The sequence below is a fragment of the Hyphomonas jannaschiana VP2 genome (assembly GCF_000685215.1).
Classification (GTDB): Bacteria; Pseudomonadota; Alphaproteobacteria; order Caulobacterales; family Hyphomonadaceae; genus Hyphomonas; species Hyphomonas jannaschiana.
In genome coordinates, this window is sequence record NZ_ARYJ01000012.1 from 1 (window position 1) to 20,351 (window position 20,351).

The 20,351-nt window shown below is 63.8% G+C and carries 19 protein-coding genes and 1 tRNA gene; 15 read left to right on the top strand and 5 right to left on the bottom strand.

Going from position 1 to position 20,351, the window contains the following annotated elements:
• Nucleotides 1–35: 35 nt before the first annotated feature.
• Nucleotides 36–935 carry a zinc metalloprotease HtpX gene (gene htpX / locus HJA_RS14840; RefSeq protein WP_035583716.1) on the bottom strand — a complete coding sequence of 300 codons (900 nt, stop codon included), beginning with the start codon at nucleotides 933–935 and terminating at the stop codon, nucleotides 36–38.
• A gap of 102 nt (nucleotides 936–1,037) precedes the next feature.
• Between htpX and HJA_RS14845 the strand changes: the two genes are divergently transcribed.
• Entirely contained in the window at nucleotides 1,038–1,268 is a 231-nt protein-coding gene (locus HJA_RS14845; protein ID WP_035583718.1) for a DUF1674 domain-containing protein, read from the top strand.
• 329 nt (nucleotides 1,269–1,597) lie between these two features.
• Here the strand turns inward: HJA_RS14845 and HJA_RS14850 are convergent, their stop codons facing one another.
• Complete coding sequence (locus HJA_RS14850; protein ID WP_035583720.1) at nucleotides 1,598–2,782, bottom strand: acyl-CoA dehydrogenase family protein; 1,185 nt, start codon at nucleotides 2,780–2,782, stop codon at nucleotides 1,598–1,600.
• A gap of 94 nt (nucleotides 2,783–2,876) precedes the next feature.
• Complete coding sequence (locus HJA_RS14855) at nucleotides 2,877–4,754, bottom strand: DUF885 domain-containing protein (RefSeq protein ID WP_035583722.1); 1,878 nt, start codon at nucleotides 4,752–4,754, stop codon at nucleotides 2,877–2,879.
• 105 nt (nucleotides 4,755–4,859) lie between these two features.
• Here HJA_RS14855 and hemC point away from each other — a divergent pair, with 105 nt between their 5' ends.
• The 8 genes from hemC to HJA_RS14895 all read left to right on the top strand — a co-directional run bounded on the left by hemC (nucleotide 4,860) and on the right by HJA_RS14895 (nucleotide 13,567).
• On the top strand, nucleotides 4,860–5,816 hold the full coding sequence (gene hemC / locus HJA_RS14860; RefSeq protein ID WP_035583725.1) for a hydroxymethylbilane synthase: 957 nt from the start codon (nucleotides 4,860–4,862) through the stop codon (nucleotides 5,814–5,816).
• A complete protein-coding gene (locus tag HJA_RS18185) occupies nucleotides 5,813–6,517 on the top strand; it encodes a uroporphyrinogen-III synthase (RefSeq protein ID WP_051597748.1) in 705 nt (234 codons plus the stop codon). The genes hemC and HJA_RS18185 overlap by 4 nt, the downstream gene beginning before the upstream one ends.
• Before the next feature lie 48 nt (nucleotides 6,518–6,565).
• Nucleotides 6,566–7,729 carry a COG4223 family protein gene (locus tag HJA_RS14870; RefSeq protein WP_035583733.1) on the top strand — a complete coding sequence of 388 codons (1,164 nt, stop codon included), beginning with the start codon at nucleotides 6,566–6,568 and terminating at the stop codon, nucleotides 7,727–7,729.
• Complete coding sequence (locus HJA_RS14875; RefSeq protein WP_035583734.1) at nucleotides 7,726–9,165, top strand: heme biosynthesis protein HemY; 1,440 nt, start codon at nucleotides 7,726–7,728, stop codon at nucleotides 9,163–9,165. The genes HJA_RS14870 and HJA_RS14875 overlap by 4 nt, the downstream gene beginning before the upstream one ends.
• A gap of 93 nt (nucleotides 9,166–9,258) precedes the next feature.
• Nucleotides 9,259–9,334 (top strand) — tRNA-Thr (locus HJA_RS14880).
• A 329-nt stretch (nucleotides 9,335–9,663) separates the two neighbouring features.
• Nucleotides 9,664–10,821 carry a DUF4852 domain-containing protein gene (locus HJA_RS14885; protein ID WP_035583736.1) on the top strand — a complete coding sequence of 386 codons (1,158 nt, stop codon included), beginning with the start codon at nucleotides 9,664–9,666 and terminating at the stop codon, nucleotides 10,819–10,821.
• 21 nt (nucleotides 10,822–10,842) lie between these two features.
• Nucleotides 10,843–11,844 (top strand): hypothetical protein, encoded by a 1,002-nt coding sequence (locus HJA_RS14890; RefSeq protein WP_035583737.1) that lies wholly within the window; start codon nucleotides 10,843–10,845, stop codon nucleotides 11,842–11,844.
• A 178-nt stretch (nucleotides 11,845–12,022) separates the two neighbouring features.
• Complete coding sequence (locus tag HJA_RS14895) at nucleotides 12,023–13,567, top strand: serine hydrolase domain-containing protein (RefSeq protein ID WP_051597749.1); 1,545 nt, start codon at nucleotides 12,023–12,025, stop codon at nucleotides 13,565–13,567.
• A 4-nt stretch (nucleotides 13,568–13,571) separates the two neighbouring features.
• On the opposite strand, the gene thpR is transcribed toward HJA_RS14895, so the two are convergent.
• Together thpR and HJA_RS14905 are read right to left on the bottom strand one after the other, a co-directional pair.
• The gene (gene thpR / locus HJA_RS14900; RefSeq protein ID WP_035583738.1) at nucleotides 13,572–14,108 is read right to left on the bottom strand and encodes an RNA 2',3'-cyclic phosphodiesterase; all 537 of its coding nucleotides are present in this window, start codon (nucleotides 14,106–14,108) and stop codon (nucleotides 13,572–13,574) included.
• 96 nt (nucleotides 14,109–14,204) lie between these two features.
• A complete protein-coding gene (locus tag HJA_RS14905; RefSeq protein ID WP_035583739.1) occupies nucleotides 14,205–14,540 on the bottom strand; it encodes a DUF2853 family protein in 336 nt (111 codons plus the stop codon).
• Between the two features lie 358 nt (nucleotides 14,541–14,898).
• Here HJA_RS14905 and HJA_RS14910 point away from each other — a divergent pair, with 358 nt between their 5' ends.
• The 6 genes from HJA_RS14910 (at nucleotide 14,899) to HJA_RS14935 (ending at nucleotide 20,338) form a co-directional block, all read left to right on the top strand.
• Nucleotides 14,899–15,675 carry a Bax inhibitor-1/YccA family protein gene (locus HJA_RS14910; protein WP_035583740.1) on the top strand — a complete coding sequence of 259 codons (777 nt, stop codon included), beginning with the start codon at nucleotides 14,899–14,901 and terminating at the stop codon, nucleotides 15,673–15,675.
• Nucleotides 15,676–15,793: 118 nt separating this feature from the next.
• A complete protein-coding gene (locus HJA_RS14915) occupies nucleotides 15,794–16,333 on the top strand; it encodes a GNAT family N-acetyltransferase (RefSeq protein ID WP_035583741.1) in 540 nt (179 codons plus the stop codon).
• Nucleotides 16,334–16,417: 84 nt separating this feature from the next.
• Nucleotides 16,418–17,029, top strand: a complete 612-nt coding sequence (locus HJA_RS14920) for a peroxiredoxin family protein (protein ID WP_051597750.1) — start codon at nucleotides 16,418–16,420, stop codon at nucleotides 17,027–17,029.
• 70 nt (nucleotides 17,030–17,099) lie between these two features.
• Entirely contained in the window at nucleotides 17,100–18,530 is a 1,431-nt protein-coding gene (locus tag HJA_RS14925; protein WP_035583742.1) for a M28 family peptidase, read from the top strand.
• A 6-nt stretch (nucleotides 18,531–18,536) separates the two neighbouring features.
• Entirely contained in the window at nucleotides 18,537–19,067 is a 531-nt protein-coding gene (locus HJA_RS14930) for a hypothetical protein (RefSeq protein ID WP_035583743.1), read from the top strand.
• Between the two features lie 35 nt (nucleotides 19,068–19,102).
• The gene (locus HJA_RS14935) at nucleotides 19,103–20,338 is read left to right on the top strand and encodes a murein hydrolase activator EnvC family protein (protein ID WP_035583744.1); all 1,236 of its coding nucleotides are present in this window, start codon (nucleotides 19,103–19,105) and stop codon (nucleotides 20,336–20,338) included.
• The last annotated feature ends 13 nt before the right edge of the window (nucleotides 20,339–20,351 follow it).

Genomic DNA, 20,351 nt, shown 5'->3' on the forward strand with positions numbered 1-20,351 from the left:
CCCGCCGCACCAGTGCGCCGCTCATGATGTGGTCCTTATCCCCAGGGGCCGGCTTCGCGGCGCATGGCCGGGGAGGCGGGTGCTGCGGTCACGCCCATTTCCGAGGCGAGGCGGCGCAGCGCTTCGATCCGGTTGGCGGTGGCCGGGTGAGTCGAGAAGAGATTGTCGGCGCCGCGCCCGTTCAGCGGGTTCGCGATATACATATGGGCCATGGCCGGGTTGCGCTCTGCGGCGGCATTGATCGTGGAGCGGGCGCCGCGTTCGATCTTTTCCAGCGCCGAGGCGAGCCAGAGCGGATTGCCGCAGATTTCCGCGCCCATCCGGTCGGCCTCGTATTCGCGCGACCGGGAGATCGCCATCTGGACGAGACCGGCGGCGAGTGGGGCAAAGATCATGATCGCGATGGAGCCGATGAGCCCCGTGCGCTCGCGTCCGAAGAAGAGCGCAAAGTTTGCCAGCATGCCGATGGCACCGGCGATGGTGGCGGTGATGGTCATGGTCAGCGTGTCGCGGTGTTTCACGTGTGCCAGCTCATGCGCCATCACGCCGCGCACTTCGTCGCGGTTCAGCATGCCCAGCAGGCCTGTCGTGGCGCAGACAGCCGCATGCTGCGGGTTGCGGCCCGTGGCGAAGGCGTTCGGCTGGGGCGTTTCGATGATGTAGACGCGCGGCGGCGGCAGGCCAGCCCGGTCGGCCATCAGGGCGACGTCCTTGGCGAAAGTCCGCAGCATGGGGGAGGCGGTCTGCGGATCGATCTCTTTCGCGCCCTGCATCGACAGGACGATCTTGTCGGAATTCCAGTAGGAGAAAATATTCATCGCGGCTGCCACGACGAAGGCGACAGCCATGCCGGCGGTGCCGCCGATCAGATAGCCGACGCCCATGAAGAGCGCGGTCATCGCCGCGAGAAGGATGAAGGTTTTCAGCGTGCCCATCGGGCCTTAACTCCAGTCGTTTCTCCGCGTATGTACGCGGTGCGTTAGCACTCCCCAACCGCCACACCTATATGGCGAGCGTTAACGAAAAGAGGAGTCTTCATGGCCAGCGATGACAAAGCTGTAATCCCTGCGCTGACGGACGTGGAAATCGAGCGGCGCAAGGCGCTGCCGGACGCAGCGCGCCGCGCGCTGGAAGAAGCCGATGCCCGCAAGGCCAAGGAGGCTGCAGATGCGGCTGCCCTGCCGGAAGACGAACATGGCGGGCCGAGAAGCATCGAGCCGACAAGGTTCGGAGACTGGGAACGCAAGGGGATTGCGTACGACTTCTGATCCCTCGAAGTCCCCCTCCGACCCGCTTCGCGGCCCACCTCCCCCGCAAGCGGTGGAGGATTGAGCCCGGTGCGGGCGGCAGGCATATCCTCCCCTGCGAAGCGAGGGAGGTGGCAGACGGCAAAGCCGGCTGACGGAGGGGGGGTGTTTCAGCCCGCGGATGGCACCGAAGGATGAAGCGGCACGAACTCTCTCTTCTGTGTCATCCCGGAAAACCCGCAGGGTTTATCCGGGACCCCGAACGATATGGCAGGCCAGCGCTGGGCCCCGGATATTTGCTGCGCAAATTCCGGGGTGACACGGAGGGTGAATCGGGCGCCCCGCCTTTGTCAAAGCCCCAGCACTTTCCGTGCAATGATCGTCCGCTGGATTTCGTTCGTGCCGCCATAGATGGACTGCGCCCGCCCGGCAAAATAGGTTGCCATGTCCCGGCCGGGAGAGCCGCCGGGGTCGTTCTGGCCTGCCCAGAAACTGAAATGCGGCTGGGCGTATGCGCCGGCGGCATCCACCATCAGTTCGGTGATCTGCTGGTGCGTCGTGGTGGCGAGGATCTTGACCGTTGAGGCCGCATCGCCGGGGGAGCCGCCCTGGGCAGCCGCCGAGAGAACGCGGAACACCGTCATCTCCAGGCCATCGACCGCCATTTCCGCTTCGGTCAGGCGGCGGGCAAAGCCTTCATCGTCGATCAGGCGCTCGCCGCTGCCGTCCGGCGTCGTCATGGCGACGTCGCGGATATGGCGCAGCATGGCGCGCTTGCCGCCGATGCGGGCGTAGGACGTCCGCTCGAAGCCGAGCAGGTATTGCGAATAGGTCCAGCCTTTGCCCGCTTCGCCGATGCGGTTGTCCTCGGGCACTTTCACATCCTCGAAGAAAACCTCGTTCAGGACATGATTGCCGTCGATCGTGATGATCGGCTTCACCGTCACGCCGGGCGCATCGATGGGGCAGCAGATGAAGCTGATGCCCTGTTGTTTCTTCTCTTCCTGCGACGTGCGGGCCAGCAGGAAGATCCAGTCCGCATGCTGGGCAGCCGACGTCCAGATCTTGTGGCCGTTCAGCGTGTAAGTGCCGTTCTCCAGCTTGGCGCTGAACTGGAGGGAGGCGAGGTCGGAACCTGCGCCGGGTTCGGAATAGCCCTGCGCCCAGCCGACGGAGCCGTCGCGGATGCCGGGCAGCCAGCGGGCTTTCTGCTCGTCCGATCCGAAGGTGTAGATCACCGGGCCGACATAGATGACGCCCATGGGCGTGACCGTCGGCACACCGGCGCGCTCAAGTTCCTCGTCGAAGACGTATTGCTCTTCGATTCCCCAGCCGGGGCCGCCATATTCCTCCGGCCAGGCGGTGGCGAGCCAGCCCTTCTTGCCGAGGGCCATTTCGGATTTGCGCACTTCCGCCGTGGTGAGCGGCAGGCCGGCCTTGTTCTTGCGGATAATGTCTTCGGGAAATTCGGTTTCGAACCATGTCCGCACCTTGGCGCGGAAGGCTTCGATCTCGGGGCTGAAGGAAAGGTCCATCTTTGGCTCCGTAGCTTTCCCCAAAAGCGTAGGGCAGGGCCTGCCTGATGCAAGCCCTGCCCCGACGTCGCCCGATTGGCGAAATATCCGGTGCTTACGCGGCCTTCTGTTCGGCGATCCACTGGTCGACGCGGCGCTCCAGCAGGTCGAGCGGCATGGCGCCGCCGCCGAGCACGGTGTCGTGGAAGCCGCGGATGTCGAACTTGTCACCCAGCTCTTCCTCGGCGTGCTTGCGCAGGTCCTGGATCTTGATCATGCCGATCTTGTAGGCCGTCGCCTGGCCCGGCATCACGATGTAGCGCTGCACTTCGGACCGTGCCTGCGCTTCGGTGATAGCGGAATTGTCGAGGAAGTACTGCACGGCCTGTTCCTCGGTCCAGCCCTTGGAGTGGAGGCCGGTGTCGAGGACGAGGCGAACGGCGCGCCAGAGTTCGGAGCCGAGACGGCCGAAATCGGAATAGGGGTCTTCATAGGTGCCCGGGAATTCGGTGGCGAGCCATTCCGAATAGAGACCCCAGCCTTCGGCATAGGCGGTGAAGTTGATCTGGGTCCGGAACTTCGGCACGCCGGTCAGCTCCTGCGCGATCGAAATCTGCATGTGGTGGCCCGGAATGCCTTCATGATAGGCGATCACTTCCAGCTCGCCCTTCGGCATGGCCTTCATGTCCGACAGGTGGGCGTAGTAGACGCCAGGGCGCGAGCCATCCGGCGTGCCCGGGAAATAGTGCTGGGCGGCGCCCGGCTGTTCGCGGAAGGCTTCGACGCGCTTCACGACCAGGTCTGCCTTGGGCAGGATGCCGAAGAATTCCGGCAGCTTGGTCTTGATGTTCTCGATCTTCGCCGTGGCGTCATCGATATAGGCCTGACGGCCCTCATCCGTGTCCGGATAGTAGAAGCGGTCGTCGTCCTTGGAATCGCGCTGGAAGGTGAAGAACTCCTGCAGCGTGCCCTCGAAGCCGACCTTGTCCTTGATGGCTTCCATCTCCTTGTGGAGGCGCTCCACTTCGGCCAGGCCGATATTGTGGATCTCGTCGGCGGTCATCGACGTGGTCGTGTTGTTGGCGAGGCGTTCCTCGTAATAGGCTGCGCCATCCGGCTGCAGGAAGGCGCCGACGGCCTGGGAGGAATCCGGCGAATTCGCCATGTCCTCGGTGGCAAAGGCGATGATGTTCTCGAACGCGGTCTTGAACTCGTTCGTCATCGCGTCGGTGGCGTCGGCGAGGATGACGTCGGACTCTTCCTGGGTCAGATCGCCATTCTCCACCAGCGTGGCCAGTTCGGACTTCACATCGGCCATCAGGGCGCTGTCTTCGCCAGCGGTGAACGGCGCGCCTGTGATGACTTTCTGCGACTGGTCGATCACGCCTTCATAGGCAAACTTCGGCGCATGCGTGCCGTGTTCGGCGCTTTCGCGGGCCACATCGGTGGCTTCGTTCAGGGCGCGGGCGGCTTCCCGGATGCGGGACACATAGGCGCGCATGTCGTCGGCATTCTCGACATTGTGGAAGCTGATCAGGAATTGCGGGATGAAGCCCTGCGGGCCGTTCATCTGGTCATAGACGAAGCCGTTATAGCGGAACTTCGCGGCCTCGGCGGCCTGGTTGTACTGGTATTCGAACAGGTCCCAGGAGAGTTTGTCGGCGTCCGACAAATCGTCGTAATTGAAGGTCGCCTTCATTTCCTCGACGGCGGCTTTCTGGCGGGCGAGCTGTTCGTCGGCGCAGGCAAAGGTGAAGCAGTCGATCTTGTCGTTGAGGTCCTTCCGGCCGAGGAAGGTCATCATGATCGGGCTTTCCTGCAGCGCCTCTTCATATTTTGCGTCGAACCATTCGTTCAGCTGCTTGCTGATCTCGGCCTTCTGGTCGGCGGTCAGCTCCGTCGCGGCCTCGGGGGCTGCGGGTTTGTCGGCGGGCTGTCCGCAGGCGGCGAGAGCGAAGGCCAGCGCCAGCGCTGATACGGCAGGTTTGATCATGGGGGTCTCCGAAAAGGGATTTGTCGATAAACGATAAGACGTCGTAGCCCTTTCCGCGGCGCTCTGTCAATTGGCAAGCGGCACGCCCGGCGCTAGGGGAGGGAGATGACTGAAACAAATTCCCCCAGAACGCTCCGGATCGGGACACGTGGTTCACCGCTGGCCCTGATTCAGGCAAATCAGATCGCCGCCGGAATCGAGGCCGCCTCCGAAGGCGCCATGAAGGGCGAGATCGTCACCTTCACCACATCCGGCGACCAGCTGACCACCGAACGCCTGATCAATTCCGGCGGCAAGGGCCTGTTCACCCGTGAGCTGGATGCGGCGCTGACCCGCGGCGAGGTCGACCTCACCGTCCACAGCCTGAAGGACGTGCCGTCCGTGCTGGAGCCGGGGCAGGTGTTTGCCGCGTTTCCGGAGCGGGAAGACCCGCGCGAGGGCTTCCTCTCGCCGCATGCGAAGAGCCTGAAAGACCTGCCGCGGGGCGCCAAGGTCGGCACGGCGTCGCTGCGCCGGGAAGCGCAGACCCGCGCTTTGCGTCCGGACCTCGAGATCGTCACCTTCCGCGGCAATGTTGCGACCCGCATGCGCAAGCTGGAAGAAGGCCTCGCTGACGCGACTTATCTCGCCATGGCCGGTCTGACGCGCCTCGGCCAGCCGGAAGTGGCGACGCCGATTCCGCTGACCGACATGCTGCCGGCCGCCGCGCAGGGCATTGTCGGCGTGGTCATGCGCGAGGATGCCGACGCCGACACGGCCGCGGTTTTACACAAGCTGAACCATGTGCCGACCGCCGCTGCCGCCATGATCGAGCGGGCGTTCCTGCTGGCGCTGGACGGGTCCTGCCGCACACCGATCGCGGCCCACACGTTCGACAAGGGCGAGGAGTGGCATCTCGTCGGCGAAGTCCTGGCCATGGATGGCAGCGCCCGCTGGCGCGCCGAGGGCGTCTGCCGGAAAGGGGCCAGCGAGCTGCAGCTTGAGGCGCTCGGCAAGGACATCGCAAACGAGATCCGCCAGCAGGCAGGCGGCCAGCTGCCGGCCTTCGAGGGGGACTGGTGAGCCTGCCGGTCATCGTGACACGCGCCGAGCCTGGCGCGTCCGACACCATGGCCCGGCTGAAGGCGATGAACCTGCCGGCCATCGCGTCGCCCATGCTGGCGCTCGCGCGTCTGAAGGTGGACCTGCCGGATCTCTCCGGCGTTCATCATCTCGTCTTCACCAGCGCCAATGGCGTGCGTTTCTTTACCGAGGCCAGTACACTACGCGCGGCAAAGGCCTGGTGCGTCGGCCCGTCCACCGCTGCCGCAGCACGGGAAGCGGGGTTCGCGGCTGTCTATGAAGGTGCAGGCGATGCGGCGGCTCTGGCGGCGGACATTCTGGTCGCTCTGCCGGAAGGCACCGAAGGCGTGCTGCATGTTGCCAATGAGGCTGCGGCCGGCGAGCTCGTCGCCCGGCTGAAAGAGGGCGGCATTCCGGCGGACTTTCTGGCGCTCTACGAAACCCGCCCGTCCGAAGACCTGACGCAGGAGGCTGAAGCGGCGCTGGCGGCGGGACCTGCCTGCGTGCTGATCCATTCGGCGAAAGCAGCGGCGGCCTTTGCCTGGGCGGCGGGCGGACTGGAACATGCCATCATCGTTGCCATATCAGAGGCCGCCACCCGTCCGCTGCAGGGCCGGGAGGTTGCCGCGATCCACATTGCCGACGCGCCGAATGAAGATGCGCTGATGGCGGTCCTCGCAGAGGTGGCGGACGGCCTTTGAGCCGCCGGAATCCTGTGCGAGTGTGCTGGGTCAGAAACCGGATTCGAAATGACAGACGATTCTATCCCTGAAAGCTCCGTCGACCCGGGCGAACCGATCGACGCGGATTTCGAACTGGCCCCGGAAGAGGGGAAGGCGCCGAAGTCCGGCAGCGGACCGGGCTGGCTGGGCGCAGGCCTGATGAGTGTCGTGGCGGCCGGACTGGGCGGCATGATCGGCATTGGCGGGCACCTGATGATGCCGAGCGGCCTTGGCGATGCAAACGAGGAAGTCGCCGCGCTGAATGACCGGATCGGCAAGCTGGAACAGTCTGCCCCGGATGATCGCGCCGCGCTGAAAGCCGGTATCGATGCGCTGGCCAATCGGATCGACAATCTTCCCAAAGGCGGCGGCAATAGCGAACCGGTCGATCTGACCGGGATCATCGCCCGTCTCGACGCGCTGGAATCGGTGGAAGTGGGCGACACGGTTGCCCCCGAAGACCTCGCCCGTGCGCTTGGCGCCCTGTCCGACCGGCTGGATGTGCTCGAAAACCGCCCGGTGGCGCCAGACATGAGCGCCCGCATTGTCGCGCTGGAACGGGAAATCGAGACGCTGCGCGATTCGACCCTGGAACAGACAAAGCAGGGCCGCTCTCTCGCCGACATGCTGGCGCGCGTTCAGACAGAACAGAGCGATGCCCGGGCCGAAGCGGCCTCGGCCAGTTCGGTTGCGGAAGCGGCGCTCGCCCTGTCGGCCATCGAAGCGGCGTCCCGCCGGGGGGAGCCGTTTGAATCGGATTACCGCTCTCTGCGCTCAGCCCTGCCGACCGTGGATGATGTGCGGGCGCTTGGCCCGCTGGCCACTTCAGGCGCGCCGACCCTGGCGGATCTGAAAGATGCCTTCGGGGCGGCGGCAGATGAAGCGCGCCGCACGGTGCCGACGGAAGACTCCGGGCGCTGGGGCTGGATCAACAAATTTTTCGGCGGCGCGGTCACTGTCCGCAAGGCCGACGGCACGGATGCCGATCCGTTCGCGCTTCTCTCGCGGGCGGCAGAGGCCCTCGAAAAGGGTGACCTCGAAGAGGCCGTATCCTATACAAGCCGGCTGGACGGACCGCCGGGCACGGCAATGTCCGGATGGACCGAAGATGCGAAACGCCGCATCACTCTGGAAAACTCGCTGGAGGCCGTGCGCCTCGCCCTGGCGGATGGGGGCGCCAAGACACCATGAACCGGATCATCGTGTTCCTCGTGCTTCTGATCGTGCTGATCGCGGCCCTCGCTTTCGGCTGGTGGGCCTATACGCTTCCCGGCAAGGTGACCGTTCCGATCGGGGCAGAAGAGATTTCCATCAAGTCCGGCGCCGCCGTGGCGCTCGTGCTGGCCCTGTCTGGCCTGATGGCCGCCGCCTGGTGGGTCATCTCCGGCATCTTCGTGCTGCCGGGCCGGATCGCCCGCTCGCGCCGCCGCTCGAAATCGCGCAAGGCGAATGCCGCGCTGACCGAAGGCCTTCTGGCCGCGGAAGCCGGCGATGCCGAGGCCGCGCTGAAGCTTGCCCGCAAGGCCGCGAAACATGCCGAGGACGAACGCCTCAAACTGCTGCTGGAAGCGCGCGCCGCCGAAGCCAATGATGACTGGGCCGGGGCCGAACGCGCCTGGAGCCAGCTGACCCGTCTGCCGGGCGGCCAGCTTGCCGGTCTGCGCGGCTCTGCCATGGCGGCCTCCGAACGCGGCGACCAGCTAACGGCGGAGACCCGCGCCCGCGAAGCGCTTGGCCTCAAATCTTCCGCCGACTGGCCGTTCAATTCCCTGTTCGACCTGCAGGTCTCGAAAGGGGAGTGGGAGAAGGCACTCGACACGCTGACCACGGGCGAACGCCGCGGCATGATCAAGGGCGACAGTCTGCGCCGCCGCCGCGCCGTGCTGCTGACCGCCCATGCCGTTGGCCTGCCGCATGACGAAAAGAGCGCGGCCCAGAAGGCGCTGGCCGAAGCGATCCGCTCCGCGCCGGGCTTCCCGCCGGCGGCCTTCCATGGCGCCAAGGCGCTGATGGTGGACGGCAAGGCGAAGGCCGCGCAAGGCGTGCTGGAACTTGGCTGGAAGGCGCGCCCGCACCCGGCGCTGGCGCAGCTCTCCCGCCGTCTTGTGCCACAGGACACGCAGGCCAACATTGCCCAGCGCCTGCAGGCGCTGATCGCGGCCCAGCCGAACCACCGCGAAAGCAAGATCCTGATGGCCGAGATCGCCATGGACAAAGCCGAATGGGTGGGCGCCATCCGTTCGCTCGCCCTGCTGGTGGAAGAGAATCCGACCGCGCGGCTCTGCCTGCTGATGGAACGCGCGCTGAAAGGCTATGGCGACCCGTCCGAAGCGGCCCGCTGGGGCCGTATGGCGGTGTCGGCCTCACGCGAGCCGGACTGGTCGGACATCGACCCGAAGGGCAATGCCTTCGATTTCGACAAGCAGGGCTGGTCGCGTCTCGTCTATGCTTTCGGCGATGTCGGCGACCTCGTGCACCCGCGCTACGAATCCTATGGCCGCGAACTGGAAGCGGGCCGCGTGCCCGCACTGCCGGGGCCGGAACTGGACGAACCGGCCGCCGAAGCGCCGAAAACGCCGGACCGTCCGCTCAGCCCGCCGCTGGACTATGCCTCCGACGACGACTGACGGCGCCGGCCGCCTTGCTGAAATGGGGTGGCAAAAGCGTCTTGCGAAACGGGGCATCTGCCGGTATGAGGCGGGCCTTCAGAATGGTCTTAAGCCGCTATAGCTCAGCTGGTAGAGCATCGCATTCGTAATGCGGGGGTCAGGTGTTCAAGTCACCTTAGCGGCACCATTCCTTCCTTCCCTTGCGAAAACCTGATCCTGTTGATTCCGTAGCAGAATCGACGATCAATTTGTCCATGAGCCAAATTCACATTACGTTCATGTTAGCTGAACAAGCTTGTGGGTGGTGAGGGCGCAGATCAGGGGCTTAATCCAAATTGCATAACCTTCTGTGGCAGGGCGCTCGCCCTGACCAACAACCGCTTTTACCGCTCGTGCGTCCGGCTCGCGCCCTGCAGGCGTTTCCGCACAAGACATTTCTCATGCTGGCTCTCCCTCGTTCCCTGGCGACCTGAAACCAGCACTTCTTCTTTCGCAGCAGACCCGGAGTCACTTCCCATGCTTCACTTTCTCAGCCCGAAACGTTCCCTGAAAGCTGGCAGTCTTGCCGCAGTTGCCACGGTCCTTGCCGCCACATCTCTCTTCGCCGCTCCGGCAAGCGCGAAGGAATTTGAGTATGAGAACATGCTGTACTCGTGGATGAAGCTCGACAGCTATTTCGATTATGAAAGCAACGTCGATTGCTACATGCGTCTCTACCGCAGCGAAGTCTGGCAGCGCTCGCGCGAGGACGAATTCCTGCGCCAGGACAAGCGCGACGAGACGATCGAGATGATGAAGGCCCGCGTCGGCGAGGCAAATCTTGAAGACGTCTATACCGTCCGGACCAACAAGGATTTCGGCGACTATGATTTCGACACGAACGTTTTCGAATTCGCGCCGGTGTCCAAGACGACTTACTTCTATGTCCGCAACAACAATTCCTGCGGGCTGCCTTCTGAAATCCGGGTCAAGTTCGACAATCCCGAAATCATCGATGGAATCGCCATGTCGCGGGATGACGCCCAGGCGCTGCTGACATCCCGCAAGCGCTATGGCGACATCGACCGGAGCGTTTCGCTCGAAATCGATTTCGTCCTGCAGGCCCGCGATGGCCAGATGGTGCAGGCGCATATTCTGGATGCGCGGGTGCTGAACGCGGCGCGCAACAGGGATCTCGATGGCCGCAAGCTGGCTGAATATACCGGGTCGCCCGTCACGGCATCGTCTTCGGCTGCGGCGCCGGCGTCCGGCGGCCTCAGCCTGTTCGGCATGTTGCCAGGCGGGTCGCTCCAGTCGATCAAGGACGAGCTGCCGCGCGGCAGCGTGGTCTGCAATCCGGCGGGCGGGGAGTGCGAAGTCAATCTGAAGACCGGACAGAAGCTCATCGCAAAAATCGACAGCAGCAAAAATGTCACGGCCCTGGAGCACCGCGTGGACGCCGGCAATGAGTCGCCCGGCAAAGTCGCGGATGATCTGAAGGCGGTCTATGGCCTGCCGATCAACGACACCAACAAGGACCCGCAGGCCGGCGGCTTCACGGCCTATGGCCAGGTCCCGCATGTACAGGGCGAGCGCCAGCTGACCTGGCGCTCTGATAGCTATGAGATGGTCGCGACGATTTTCTATGGCGCACATGCGAAGACGAAAGTCGTCACATCGATCCGGCCGCGCTAGGCAATAAGGGGAGCAATCATCATGAAGAAACTCGTTTCTGCGGTCCTCGCCGCACTTATGCTCGCGGCCGTTCCGGCCTGTTCTGCCGGTGATGACACCGGAGGCAGCAATTCCGTCAGCGGAGAAACCGGTGGCAAAACCGCTGCGAAGACGCCGAAGGAAAACAAGCTGGCCGAGCTGTCACCGGCCGATGCGCGCCAGCAATTGATGGAGCGGGGCTACACGCTCGATCAGAATGGCTTCCGTGAAGCGGTTGATTTTCTTGATCCTGACGCAGTCGCCCTGTTCGTTGCCCTGGGGTTCGATGTGAATGCCATGGCCGACGCGCTCAGCTATCCGGTCAACCGGGCAGGGGCCTATGAGGAATCGAAGCTTCCCGGACATCTGGAAGCGAACCTTGCCGATCCTGCCTACCGGGCGATTCTGGCAATCCTGTTCCAGAACGGCTTTTCACCAATGGAACCGGTACGCGCCGAAGCCTCCACGACAAGTCTCTTCGCTGAGAGCCTGCGTATCGGCGACGAGGACTTCATCAGTTTCCTGCGGGGCTTTGATGCAGACTGGGTCACCAAGCCGGGCTGCTACCAGCATAATCCAAGATGCCGGAATGAGGGCACCCTGGACGGGTGGCTGTTCTATATTCCGGACAGGGAGCCGTCCTGGGATGTCGATACGGCATTGGCCGCCTATGCGCGCCTGACGGATCTTGGCATGGCGCAGCCGGTCGCGGGGGAGGACTCCGATCCCTACCTCATGGCATCGCTGGCGTTCCAGAAATTCCTCTGGGCGCGGGACAATGCCGAAATCGATGCGCTCTGGCAGCAGGTCGGCAGCCCGCGCATCATCCTGCCCTATGGAACCGACGTCGAAGAGGAGGCGAAGTGGGCTGATCCGGAGAGGGCCATGGCCGCCAGCGGGGCGCGGTCGCGCCAGCGCAAATACCTGCTCGACAAGGTCTTCAACTGTATCGCTGACAATGGCGACGATTACTGGGGCTGCCTTGAAAGTCCGCCGGCAAAGTAGCTGGCTCAGCAACGGTAAAGTAAGCCCCGGTCAGATGGCCGGGGCTTTTTTCTGGGTGAGGGTTGGCACCCTTTCGTTTTCCTTCGCTTTTTGCCGCCTTGCGCTTGCTGCGCATCCGGAACCGCAGCTAGGGTCGGCAGCGTGCGCGCATGGCGCGGGAAGAAGGAAAAGGATTGCCATGATGAAGCTCCACCCGATGAAAACCCTGCTGGCCGGTACGGCAATTGCCATGGCCGCGCTGGGGGCATCTGCGGACGAGAGCGTCCGTGCGCAGGAGGCCGCCGCGCCCGCCATTCCGGAGGAGGTCACTGACCGCATCGATGCGCGCTTCCTGGACTACCAGACGGAGCAGCACGTGCCGGGCCTTGTCTGGGGCATCGTGAAGGATGGGGAACTGGTCTATTTCAAAACCTCCGGCGTCGGGAACCTCGAAACGGAGGCACCTGTCACCTCGGATTCGCTCTTTTCCATCGCGTCCATGAGCAAGGCGTTCACGGCACTTGCCATCCTGAAGCTGCGCGATGAAGGCAAGCTCTATCTCGATGCGCCGGCCGAATATTACGTGCCGGAACTGAGGGGCTGGACCTATCCGACTACGGACTCGCCGCGCATTCGCGTGCGGGATCTTCTGGCCCATGTCAGCGGGCTGGTCACCGACAATCCCTGGGGCGACCGCCAGCAGGACATGCCCGAGGACGTCTTTACCGAAGTCCTGAAAGAGGGCGTTCCGTTCGAGCGTGCCCCGCAGATGGCTTACGAATATTCCAATTTCGGTTACGCCCTTCTGGGCCGGATCGTTACCAATGTCTCGGGCATGCCGTATGAGGATTATATCCGCACCGAGATCATGCTGCCGCTGGGCATGACGTCCACCGGCTATGACGTTTATGCTGTCGATCAGAACCGCCGCGCCCTCGGCTATCGCTGGGAAGAGGGGGCCTTCTCGAAAGAGCCAGCACTCGGTCCGGGCGTCTTCGGCGCCATGGGCGGGGTGATGACCAATGCCGACGATTACGAGAAATGGGTCACCTTCCTGCTGGACGCCTGGCCGCCGCGCGATGGCGAAGAAACCGGACCGGTGAAACGCTCGACCGTGCGCGAGCTTTCCCAGGGACTGAACTTCCCGCGTGTCTACGAGCGTGATGGCCTGGAAGAGGGCGAGACCTGCGATGTCGCGATGACCTATGCGATGGGCTTTGCCGTCAGCGCCGAGTGTGATCTCGGCACGACGCTGGCGCATTCCGGCGGCTATCCGGGTTATGGCTCGAACGTCCTGCTGATGCCGGACGCAGGCGTCGGTATTTTCGCTTTTGCGAACCGGACCTATGCCGCCCCGTCGCGGATCGTGCGCGAGGCTGCGCTGGAACTGGCGAAAGCGGGCGAAATGCCTGCCCGGGAGTGGCCCGTCAGCGATGTGCTGGCCGATGCCTATGCCGCCACTGGCGATGTCTATGAGCAGGACAGTCTTGCGCCGCTGGATGGCAAGCTGGCCATGAACTTCACAATGGATGCGTCCATTCCGGTACGTGAACGCGTGCTGGCAGACCTGAAGGAACAGGCCGGCGCCTGCGAGACCGATGCGCCGTTCAAGGCCAACGGCCACCTCAGCGGCACTTTCACCTGGACCTGCGAGAATGGACAGATGGACGGCTGGCTCCTGATGTCGCCCAACAATCCGCCGCTGGTCCAGGAGCTGGACCTCAGTTTCACGCCCGCGATCTGATCATCTATTCCAGCACATAGTCCGCCTCTGCCTCATACCGGCTGGGGCGGCCTTTGGCACTGTGGCTGGAATAGAGGTGGAAGCGGTCTGCGATGAACGGCCCGCTGCGGTAATCGTGGTGGCGCTCCACCCAGCGGCGGGTGTCCTCCAGCGTGGCATTGTGGAGATAGGCGAGCGTCACATGCGGCGTAAACGGGCGCCGGTCCGGCTCGAAGCCGAGGCGCCGCGCGGCCTGTTCGCACCGGGCCGAGAGGCTGCGCAATTCGTCGCTCTCGCGCACGCGTGCCCAGACCGCGGACGGTTCGCGCCGTCCGAACCAGCCGGCGCCTTCGATCGAAACCTCGAACGGGGCGCACTGGATGTCGCCCAGCAGATCGTCGAGGTCGCGTGCCTGGCGATGCGTGAGATCGCCGAAGAAGCGCAGCGTGATGTGGAAGTTTTCCTCCGGGCGCCAGCTGGCCCCGGGCAGGTCATCCTGCAGGTCTGTGAGGTCATCCCACAGGTCTTCCGGCACGGGCAGGGCGGCAAACAATCTGTACATGACCCGCTGTCTGCCTCCTGAGGCGGAAAAAGAAAACCCGGCCAAAGAAAACCCGGCCAGTGAGGCCGGGTTTGTCCGTTGGTCTGTGAGGCCGGATCAGCTTGCGAGTTCTGTGAGCTTTCCGAAGTGTTCGGCCAGAAGGTAGTAGAAGGTGACCCGTGACTTCTGCCCGCCTTCGGCATTCATGCGATCACAGACCGTCTTGATGGCTGCGTCCAGCTCTCCCTGCTTTTCGGCAAGGCCGAGCTTCCCGCGGCACCACTTTTCCCGCACGCGGTCCAGTTCGCCGGAGTCGCTGCAGGCGACGATGGAGCTGTCCTTGTTGCGCAGGGCGATGCCGAGATGTCCCACGATCTTCTCGGCGGCGGCCTGGTTGTACCCGCCATTTGCGTATTTCTTGATATTCTCGGCGTAAGCCGATGCGTCTGCCATAACTGTATCCCCTAGTGCTTTGGCGCCCCCACTGCCGGAACTGCGCCAGATTCAGCAGATTAACTCTGTGCAAGGCTTAGTCAATCCACTTACGAGTAAGCGCAGGGAACATTGGTGCGTCAGTGCAAACTGTATTGCGAATACTTGCTGAATTTTCTCGCATAGAAAGTATTGTTTTGCCGTATTTAAAATATTCGTAGCAAGTTCTTGAAGTCTAATTCGTGACCTGCCCCAGGCCGGTGTATGAACAAGTTGCAGGAAATTCCGGTTTTGCTTGCGAACGGGGGCAAGCTCTCCCATATTTCGCCCATGTTCCGGGCAAATTCTCCGCCCGGTGAAGAGAAAGGGCTTGAATCTTATGAATGATTTCAATCGTGCTTATACGCCGTCCACCGGCGCAGGCTCGATGGACATGGCGGTCAATGAAGGCCTTCGCGCCTTCATGCTGGGCGTTTACCAGAAGCTGGCCTATGGCATCGCGCTGGCAGGTGGCCTGGCTTTCCTGGTCGGATCCAACACGTTTCCGCCGCTGACCGAATTCGTGCTGTTCTCGCCGTTCCGCCTTGTTGTGCAGTTCGGTCCGATCGCGCTGATCCTGATTTCCGCCTTCGCGATGAAGCGGCCATCGCCGCTGGGCACGGCCGTCCTTTACTGGACCATCGTCACCTTGCTGGGCCTCAGCCTGTCGGTCTGGGTGCTCATGGCCACGATGAACACCGAAGCGGCCAGCCGCGCGGGGATTGTCTACAGCACCACATTCATCACCATCGCCAAGGCCTTCTTCCTGACGGCCACGGCCTTCGGTGCCCTCTCGCTGTACGGCTACACGACCAAGCGTGACCTGCAGCCGATTGGCGTGGTTGCCATCTTTGCCCTCTGGGGCATTGTCGGCATGTCGCTGCTGAGCTTCCTGTTCCCGCCGTCGGGTTTCTTTGAAACCGCGGTCACCGTGGGCGTGCTGGCGATTTCAGGTGTGCTGGTCGCCTTCGACACGCAGAACCTGAAGCGGTCCTATTTCGCCTTTGAAGGGGACGAGCGCGGCCTTGCCGTGATGACGAATTGGGGTGCGCTGAATTTCTTCATCCTGTTCTACAACATCTTCGTCACGATCATGTCGCTCCTGTCCCGCCGATAGGATACCGATCGCAAAATCCATGAAAGCCCCGCCCGGAAAGGCGGGGCTTTTTCTTTGCGGCAGGCGCAGAATCCGGCGACATCCGCGATCGTTCATATCCAGCCCGGAAAGGATCCCCATGCGTACCCCCGGCCCGACCATTGAAACGGAACGCCTGATCCTGCGCCCGCCGCAGGCGGAGGATTTCGAGCCCATGTGCGCCATGATGGCGGATGAGGAGACTGCGCGCTTCATTGGCGGCGTGATGGCACCGTCTACCGTCTGGCGTTCGCTTTGCGCGCTGGCCGGGGCGTGGACGATCCGCGGTTATTCCATGTTCTCGGTGATCGAGAAGTCCACCGGCGACTGGATCGGGCGCCTCGGCCCCTGGCAGCCAGAAGGCTGGCCGGGCACCGAGATCGCTTACGGCCTGACCCGTGCCGCGCAGGGCCGGGGCTATGCACAGGAAGGCGTCTCGGCGGCAATCGACTATGCGGTGGACATTCTCGGCTGGGACGAGATCATCCATTGTATCGATGCGAAGAACGACGCCTCCCTGCGCGTCGCAGAGCGGCTCGGGGCGCGCAAGCTCAGGCAGGCGCAGGCCCCGGCGCCGTTTTCCGACATGTACTGGGATGTCTACGGCCAGAGCGCTGATGAATGGCGTGCCCGGCGGTAACGCATGCGTGAGCTCACGCGCTCGTGCATCGCCTGCCGGGCAGGGGGCGGGTTAGGGCTGGGGGTCAAAGAAAAGGAACCGCCCATGATCCGTACTGCTTCTCTCGCGTCTCTTCTCGCCTTGCTGCCTGCCGCCGCCGCGGCGCAGGAGCCCTCAGATACTCAGATGGCGGCAAAATCCGCCGAAGCGGAACGCGCCGCCATGGCAGAGGAGATGCGGGTTGGCCCCATTGTCGGTCAGCCCGCACCGGCCGTCACGGTGACGGGACCGGAAGGCAGTGTCAGCTTTACCGACCTTGCCGGAGAGAAGGGGACAGCCATCGCCTTCTTCCGTTCGGCCGATTGGTGCCCTTACTGCAAGAAACAGCTGATAGACCTGAAAGCGGCGGCGGCTCCGCTGGCCGAAGAGGGCTGGACGCTGATCGGTGTCTCCTATGACAGCCCGGAGACGCTGGCAGATTTCAAGGCGGCGAAAGACCTGCCTTACGGGCTCTATTCCGATGCCGGGTCTGCAGCCATCGATGCGTTCAACCTGCGCAACCCGGATGTGCCGGCGGGCTCGCGCTATGACGGCATTCCGCACCCCGCCATCGTCTTCATTGCTGCAGATGGCACGGTGAAGGCCGTGATGCGGGAAGAAGGCTACAAGGACCGTCCGGCGGTCGAATCCGTGCTCGCGCTGGCTGCGGCGCTCTGATTTTGCCTGGCGGGTTCCAAGTCTGACCGGAATGGCCTAGCGTCCGCGCAAGCTGTTCCGGAGAGACCTGATGAGACCTGTTGCCCTCGTTGCCATAGGCGCGCTTGCCGCCTGCCAGATGATGACCGCGGCCGCCGAGACGCCCGCCGACCGGGAAGCGGAGATCCTGAAAACGGCGACCTCGCTGGCCAATGCCGGGACGTGGGACAATGTCGGCCTGCAGTTTGTCGAGGACCTGACAACCGAGATCGGCCCGCGCCTTGCCGGTTCCCCGGACGAGAAACGCGCACGCGACTGGGCTGTCGCGGAGCTGACGGAAATGGGCTTTGCGAATGTCCATGTCGAAGACTTCACCGTGCCTTACTGGAAGCGCACGCACGAAACCGCGCGTGTGGTGGGCGCCAGTGCCCAGCCGCTGATCATCACGGCACTTGGCGGCAGCGCGCCGACCCCCGAAGGCGGGCTGGAAGCTGACATCGTCCGCTTCGAACTCCTGGCCGACATGCTGGCCGCGGATGACGTGGACGTTGCCGGGAAGATCGTTTTCATCGACGAATACATGACCCGCACCCAGACGGGCGCGGGCTATGGCCTGGCTGTTGCGAAGCGCGCGGCCTGCCCGAAAGCGGCGGCAGCGAAAGGCGCGGTCGCCTGCCTGATCCGGTCTGTCGGAACAGATCATTTCCGCCGCCCGCATACAGGCGGGATAGACCGGCGCGGCCCGGACGGCGTGGCAAAGCCGATGGGGCCGATCCCGGCCGCGGCGCTGTCTGCGCCGGACGGTGACCAGCTGGCCCGCCTGCTGGAGCGGGGGCCGGTGACCGTCAATCTCGACATTGGTGTCGAGACGGCTGATGCCGCGCCCTCCGGCAACGTCATTGCCGAGGTCGAAGGCGGCGCCAACAAGGACGAGATCGTGCTGCTCGGCTGCCACCTCGACTCCTGGGACCTCGGCACCGGCGCCATTGATGACGGGGCCGGTTGCGGCATCGTTGTCGGCGCGGCCAAGCTGATCGACCAGCTGCCCGGCAAGCCGGACCGGACGATCCGTGTCGTGCTCTACGGGTCTGAAGAGATCGGCCTGTTCGGCGGCGATGCCTATGCCCGTCAGCATGCAGATGAACTGGACAAGCATGTCCTCGCTTCGGAAAGCGACCATGGTGCGAGCTATATCTGGCAGTTCCAGACCAAATTCGGCGAAGGTGCGCTGGATTACGCGAACAAGATCCAGGGCGTGCTGGCCCGCTATGGCGTTGCGGCCGGCGACAATCTGGCAGGCGGCGGGCCTGACATCGGCGTGCTGGCGCGCTCTGGTGTGCCGGTCGTGACCCCGGCGCAGGATGGCTGGGACTATTTCGACTATCACCACACGCCCGACGACACGTTTGACAAGATCGAGCCGGATGCCTTCCGCCAGAATGTCAGCGTCTATGCCGCCTTCGCCTATATCGCGGCGGAGTCCGGCTGGGACTTCCGCAAGCCGGCCGACCCGGAAGAATAGGCGGCCATGGCGCCGCGGCAGCGGATCGGCCCGGCCCTAGGCGCCGTGCTGGAAGGGCTGAAACTGGCCCGGCGGGAATTTGAAGGCAGCACCGCAGACCCGCCGCGCCAGCGCTGGGTACCGGTGGCGCTGGTCTCGGCGCTGCAGGCCGGGCTTGTCGCTGCGCTCTCCGGTTATGAAAGTGCGGGGGAGGGGGATGTGACAGACCCCGCCCAGCCGGACCGGACGGCGCCGGTCGCGCTCCTGCTGCGCCGGGCCCGGTCAACCGAGTACCTGAACCCGCCGGAATTGCTGGAACTGCCCGGACGCACAGTCCGTGACATCGAAACATTGGTGACTGCCCGCAATGCCGTGCTGCACGGACCGGACGTCTCCGAAATCCCTGTGAGGAACGATGCGTACCATTCCGTCCTGCAGGTCCTGCAACAGGTTTGTCTTATGCATCCGGCATTCCCGGTAGAGGAGCACGGAATACTGCTCGCCCTGATCCGGGATGAAATTTCCGCATTTGAACGGGCGCTGGCCGGAACTGGTTAATGTGCAGGTCATGATCTTTCGGCAAGACTGGCCGGATGATGCCCGATTCCCGCGTATCCTCTTTCGGTGCCCGGCTTGTCCGCGCCCTGGCACCGGCGGTTTCGCTGCTGCTGCTTGCGGCTGCGGCGCCGGACACATTTTCGCGCGAAGAACTCGAAGCGCTGGAGTCGGAAAAGCGCGTCGCCGAGCAGAAACTGGCAGCCCTTCAGGCGAGCGGCGAGGATGCGCAAAAAGACCTCAAGAATGTCGACGCCGAACTGATCGCGGCGGCCATGGAATCCCGCCGGCGTGAGGATCAGGCAGCTGAGGCCGAAAAGAGCCTCGCCGATCTCGGAACCCGCCGGATCACGGCGCAGATGCGGCTACTGGAAGACCAGCAGGCGTTGGAAGACCTGCTCGCGGCGCTGGCGGCGTCGAACCGGCGCAAGCCGCCCGCACTGGTGATCTCTCCCGGCAAGGCGAATACGGCGGTGCGACGGGCGATCCTTATGAGTGAAACGACCCCAAGGCTCGCTGCGCGGACCGAAACAGTCCGCGCCGAAATTGATGAGCTGAATACGCTGGAGCGCCGGATCCGGGGCGAAAAGGCCCGGTTGGAAGCCGCCGAAGCGACGCTCGCCCTGAAACAGGTGGAGATCGAACGCCTCGCTGCCGCCAAGCGGGGTGCCTTCGAGGACCTGTCTGGCGACATCGCCAGGCTGAAATCACGTTCCGCTGAGCTTGGCGCGCAGGCCGACACGCTTCGGAACCTGCTGCGCGCGCTGGAATCCGACGCGCCGACCGCGCCGGGTGTGAAACCGTCGCTCCGGCCGCGCCTTGTTTCATCCTCACCCAGTGCGCCAGCGACCAAACCTGTCTCTCCTGCGACCCGCCCGCTTGGCAAGGCGGCGCTGGGCGGTCTGGAGCAACCGGTTTCCGGCAATGTGCTGCATTCCTTCGGCGACAAGCTCAACACCGGCGGAAAAGCCGAATGGATCACCTTCACGACCCGGGCCGAGGCGCAGGTTACCGCACCGGTGGCGGGTACGGTCGAATATGCCCGTCCATTCCGGTCTTACGGCACAATGCTAATTTTGCGGACGAGTGACGGATACCATGTTATTCTGTCCGGAATGAGCCGTATCTACGTCACCGAAGGCCAGAAAGTGGCCACGGGCGAGCCGGTAGGCCGTATGCCTGACCGGTCAGACCCGCCTCCGGAACTCAATATGGAATTGAGACTTGGCGACACGGTCATGAATCCTGCAGACTGGTTACCAAGACGCGGATGAGGTCACTCATGAA

What these genes read in the sequence shown, in the direction of transcription:
- HJA_RS14870 (WP_035583733.1), top strand. Translation starts at nt 6,566, where the DNA reads ATGACAGACGATTCTATCCCTGAAAGCTCCGTCGACCCGGGCGAACCG.
- HJA_RS14855 (WP_035583722.1), bottom strand. Translation starts at nt 4,754, where the DNA reads ATGATCAAACCTGCCGTATCAGCGCTGGCGCTGGCCTTCGCTCTCGCC.
- HJA_RS14915 (WP_035583741.1), top strand. Translation starts at nt 15,794, where the DNA reads ATGCGTACCCCCGGCCCGACCATTGAAACGGAACGCCTGATCCTGCGC.
- HJA_RS14885 (WP_035583736.1), top strand. Translation starts at nt 9,664, where the DNA reads ATGCTTCACTTTCTCAGCCCGAAACGTTCCCTGAAAGCTGGCAGTCTT.
- HJA_RS14850 (WP_035583720.1), bottom strand. Translation starts at nt 2,782, where the DNA reads ATGGACCTTTCCTTCAGCCCCGAGATCGAAGCCTTCCGCGCCAAGGTG.
- HJA_RS14905 (WP_035583739.1), bottom strand. Translation starts at nt 14,540, where the DNA reads ATGGCAGACGCATCGGCTTACGCCGAGAATATCAAGAAATACGCAAAT.
- HJA_RS14930 (WP_035583743.1), top strand. Translation starts at nt 18,537, where the DNA reads ATGGCGCCGCGGCAGCGGATCGGCCCGGCCCTAGGCGCCGTGCTGGAA.
- HJA_RS14895 (WP_051597749.1), top strand. Translation starts at nt 12,023, where the DNA reads ATGATGAAGCTCCACCCGATGAAAACCCTGCTGGCCGGTACGGCAATT.
- hemC (WP_035583725.1), top strand. Translation starts at nt 4,860, where the DNA reads ATGACTGAAACAAATTCCCCCAGAACGCTCCGGATCGGGACACGTGGT.
- HJA_RS14910 (WP_035583740.1), top strand. Translation starts at nt 14,899, where the DNA reads ATGAATGATTTCAATCGTGCTTATACGCCGTCCACCGGCGCAGGCTCG.
- HJA_RS14925 (WP_035583742.1), top strand. Translation starts at nt 17,100, where the DNA reads ATGAGACCTGTTGCCCTCGTTGCCATAGGCGCGCTTGCCGCCTGCCAG.
- HJA_RS14920 (WP_051597750.1), top strand. Translation starts at nt 16,418, where the DNA reads ATGATCCGTACTGCTTCTCTCGCGTCTCTTCTCGCCTTGCTGCCTGCC.
- HJA_RS14875 (WP_035583734.1), top strand. Translation starts at nt 7,726, where the DNA reads ATGAACCGGATCATCGTGTTCCTCGTGCTTCTGATCGTGCTGATCGCG.
- HJA_RS14890 (WP_035583737.1), top strand. Translation starts at nt 10,843, where the DNA reads ATGAAGAAACTCGTTTCTGCGGTCCTCGCCGCACTTATGCTCGCGGCC.
- htpX (WP_035583716.1), bottom strand. Translation starts at nt 935, where the DNA reads ATGGGCACGCTGAAAACCTTCATCCTTCTCGCGGCGATGACCGCGCTC.
- thpR (WP_035583738.1), bottom strand. Translation starts at nt 14,108, where the DNA reads ATGTACAGATTGTTTGCCGCCCTGCCCGTGCCGGAAGACCTGTGGGAT.
- HJA_RS14935 (WP_035583744.1), top strand. Translation starts at nt 19,103, where the DNA reads ATGATGCCCGATTCCCGCGTATCCTCTTTCGGTGCCCGGCTTGTCCGC.
- HJA_RS14845 (WP_035583718.1), top strand. Translation starts at nt 1,038, where the DNA reads ATGGCCAGCGATGACAAAGCTGTAATCCCTGCGCTGACGGACGTGGAA.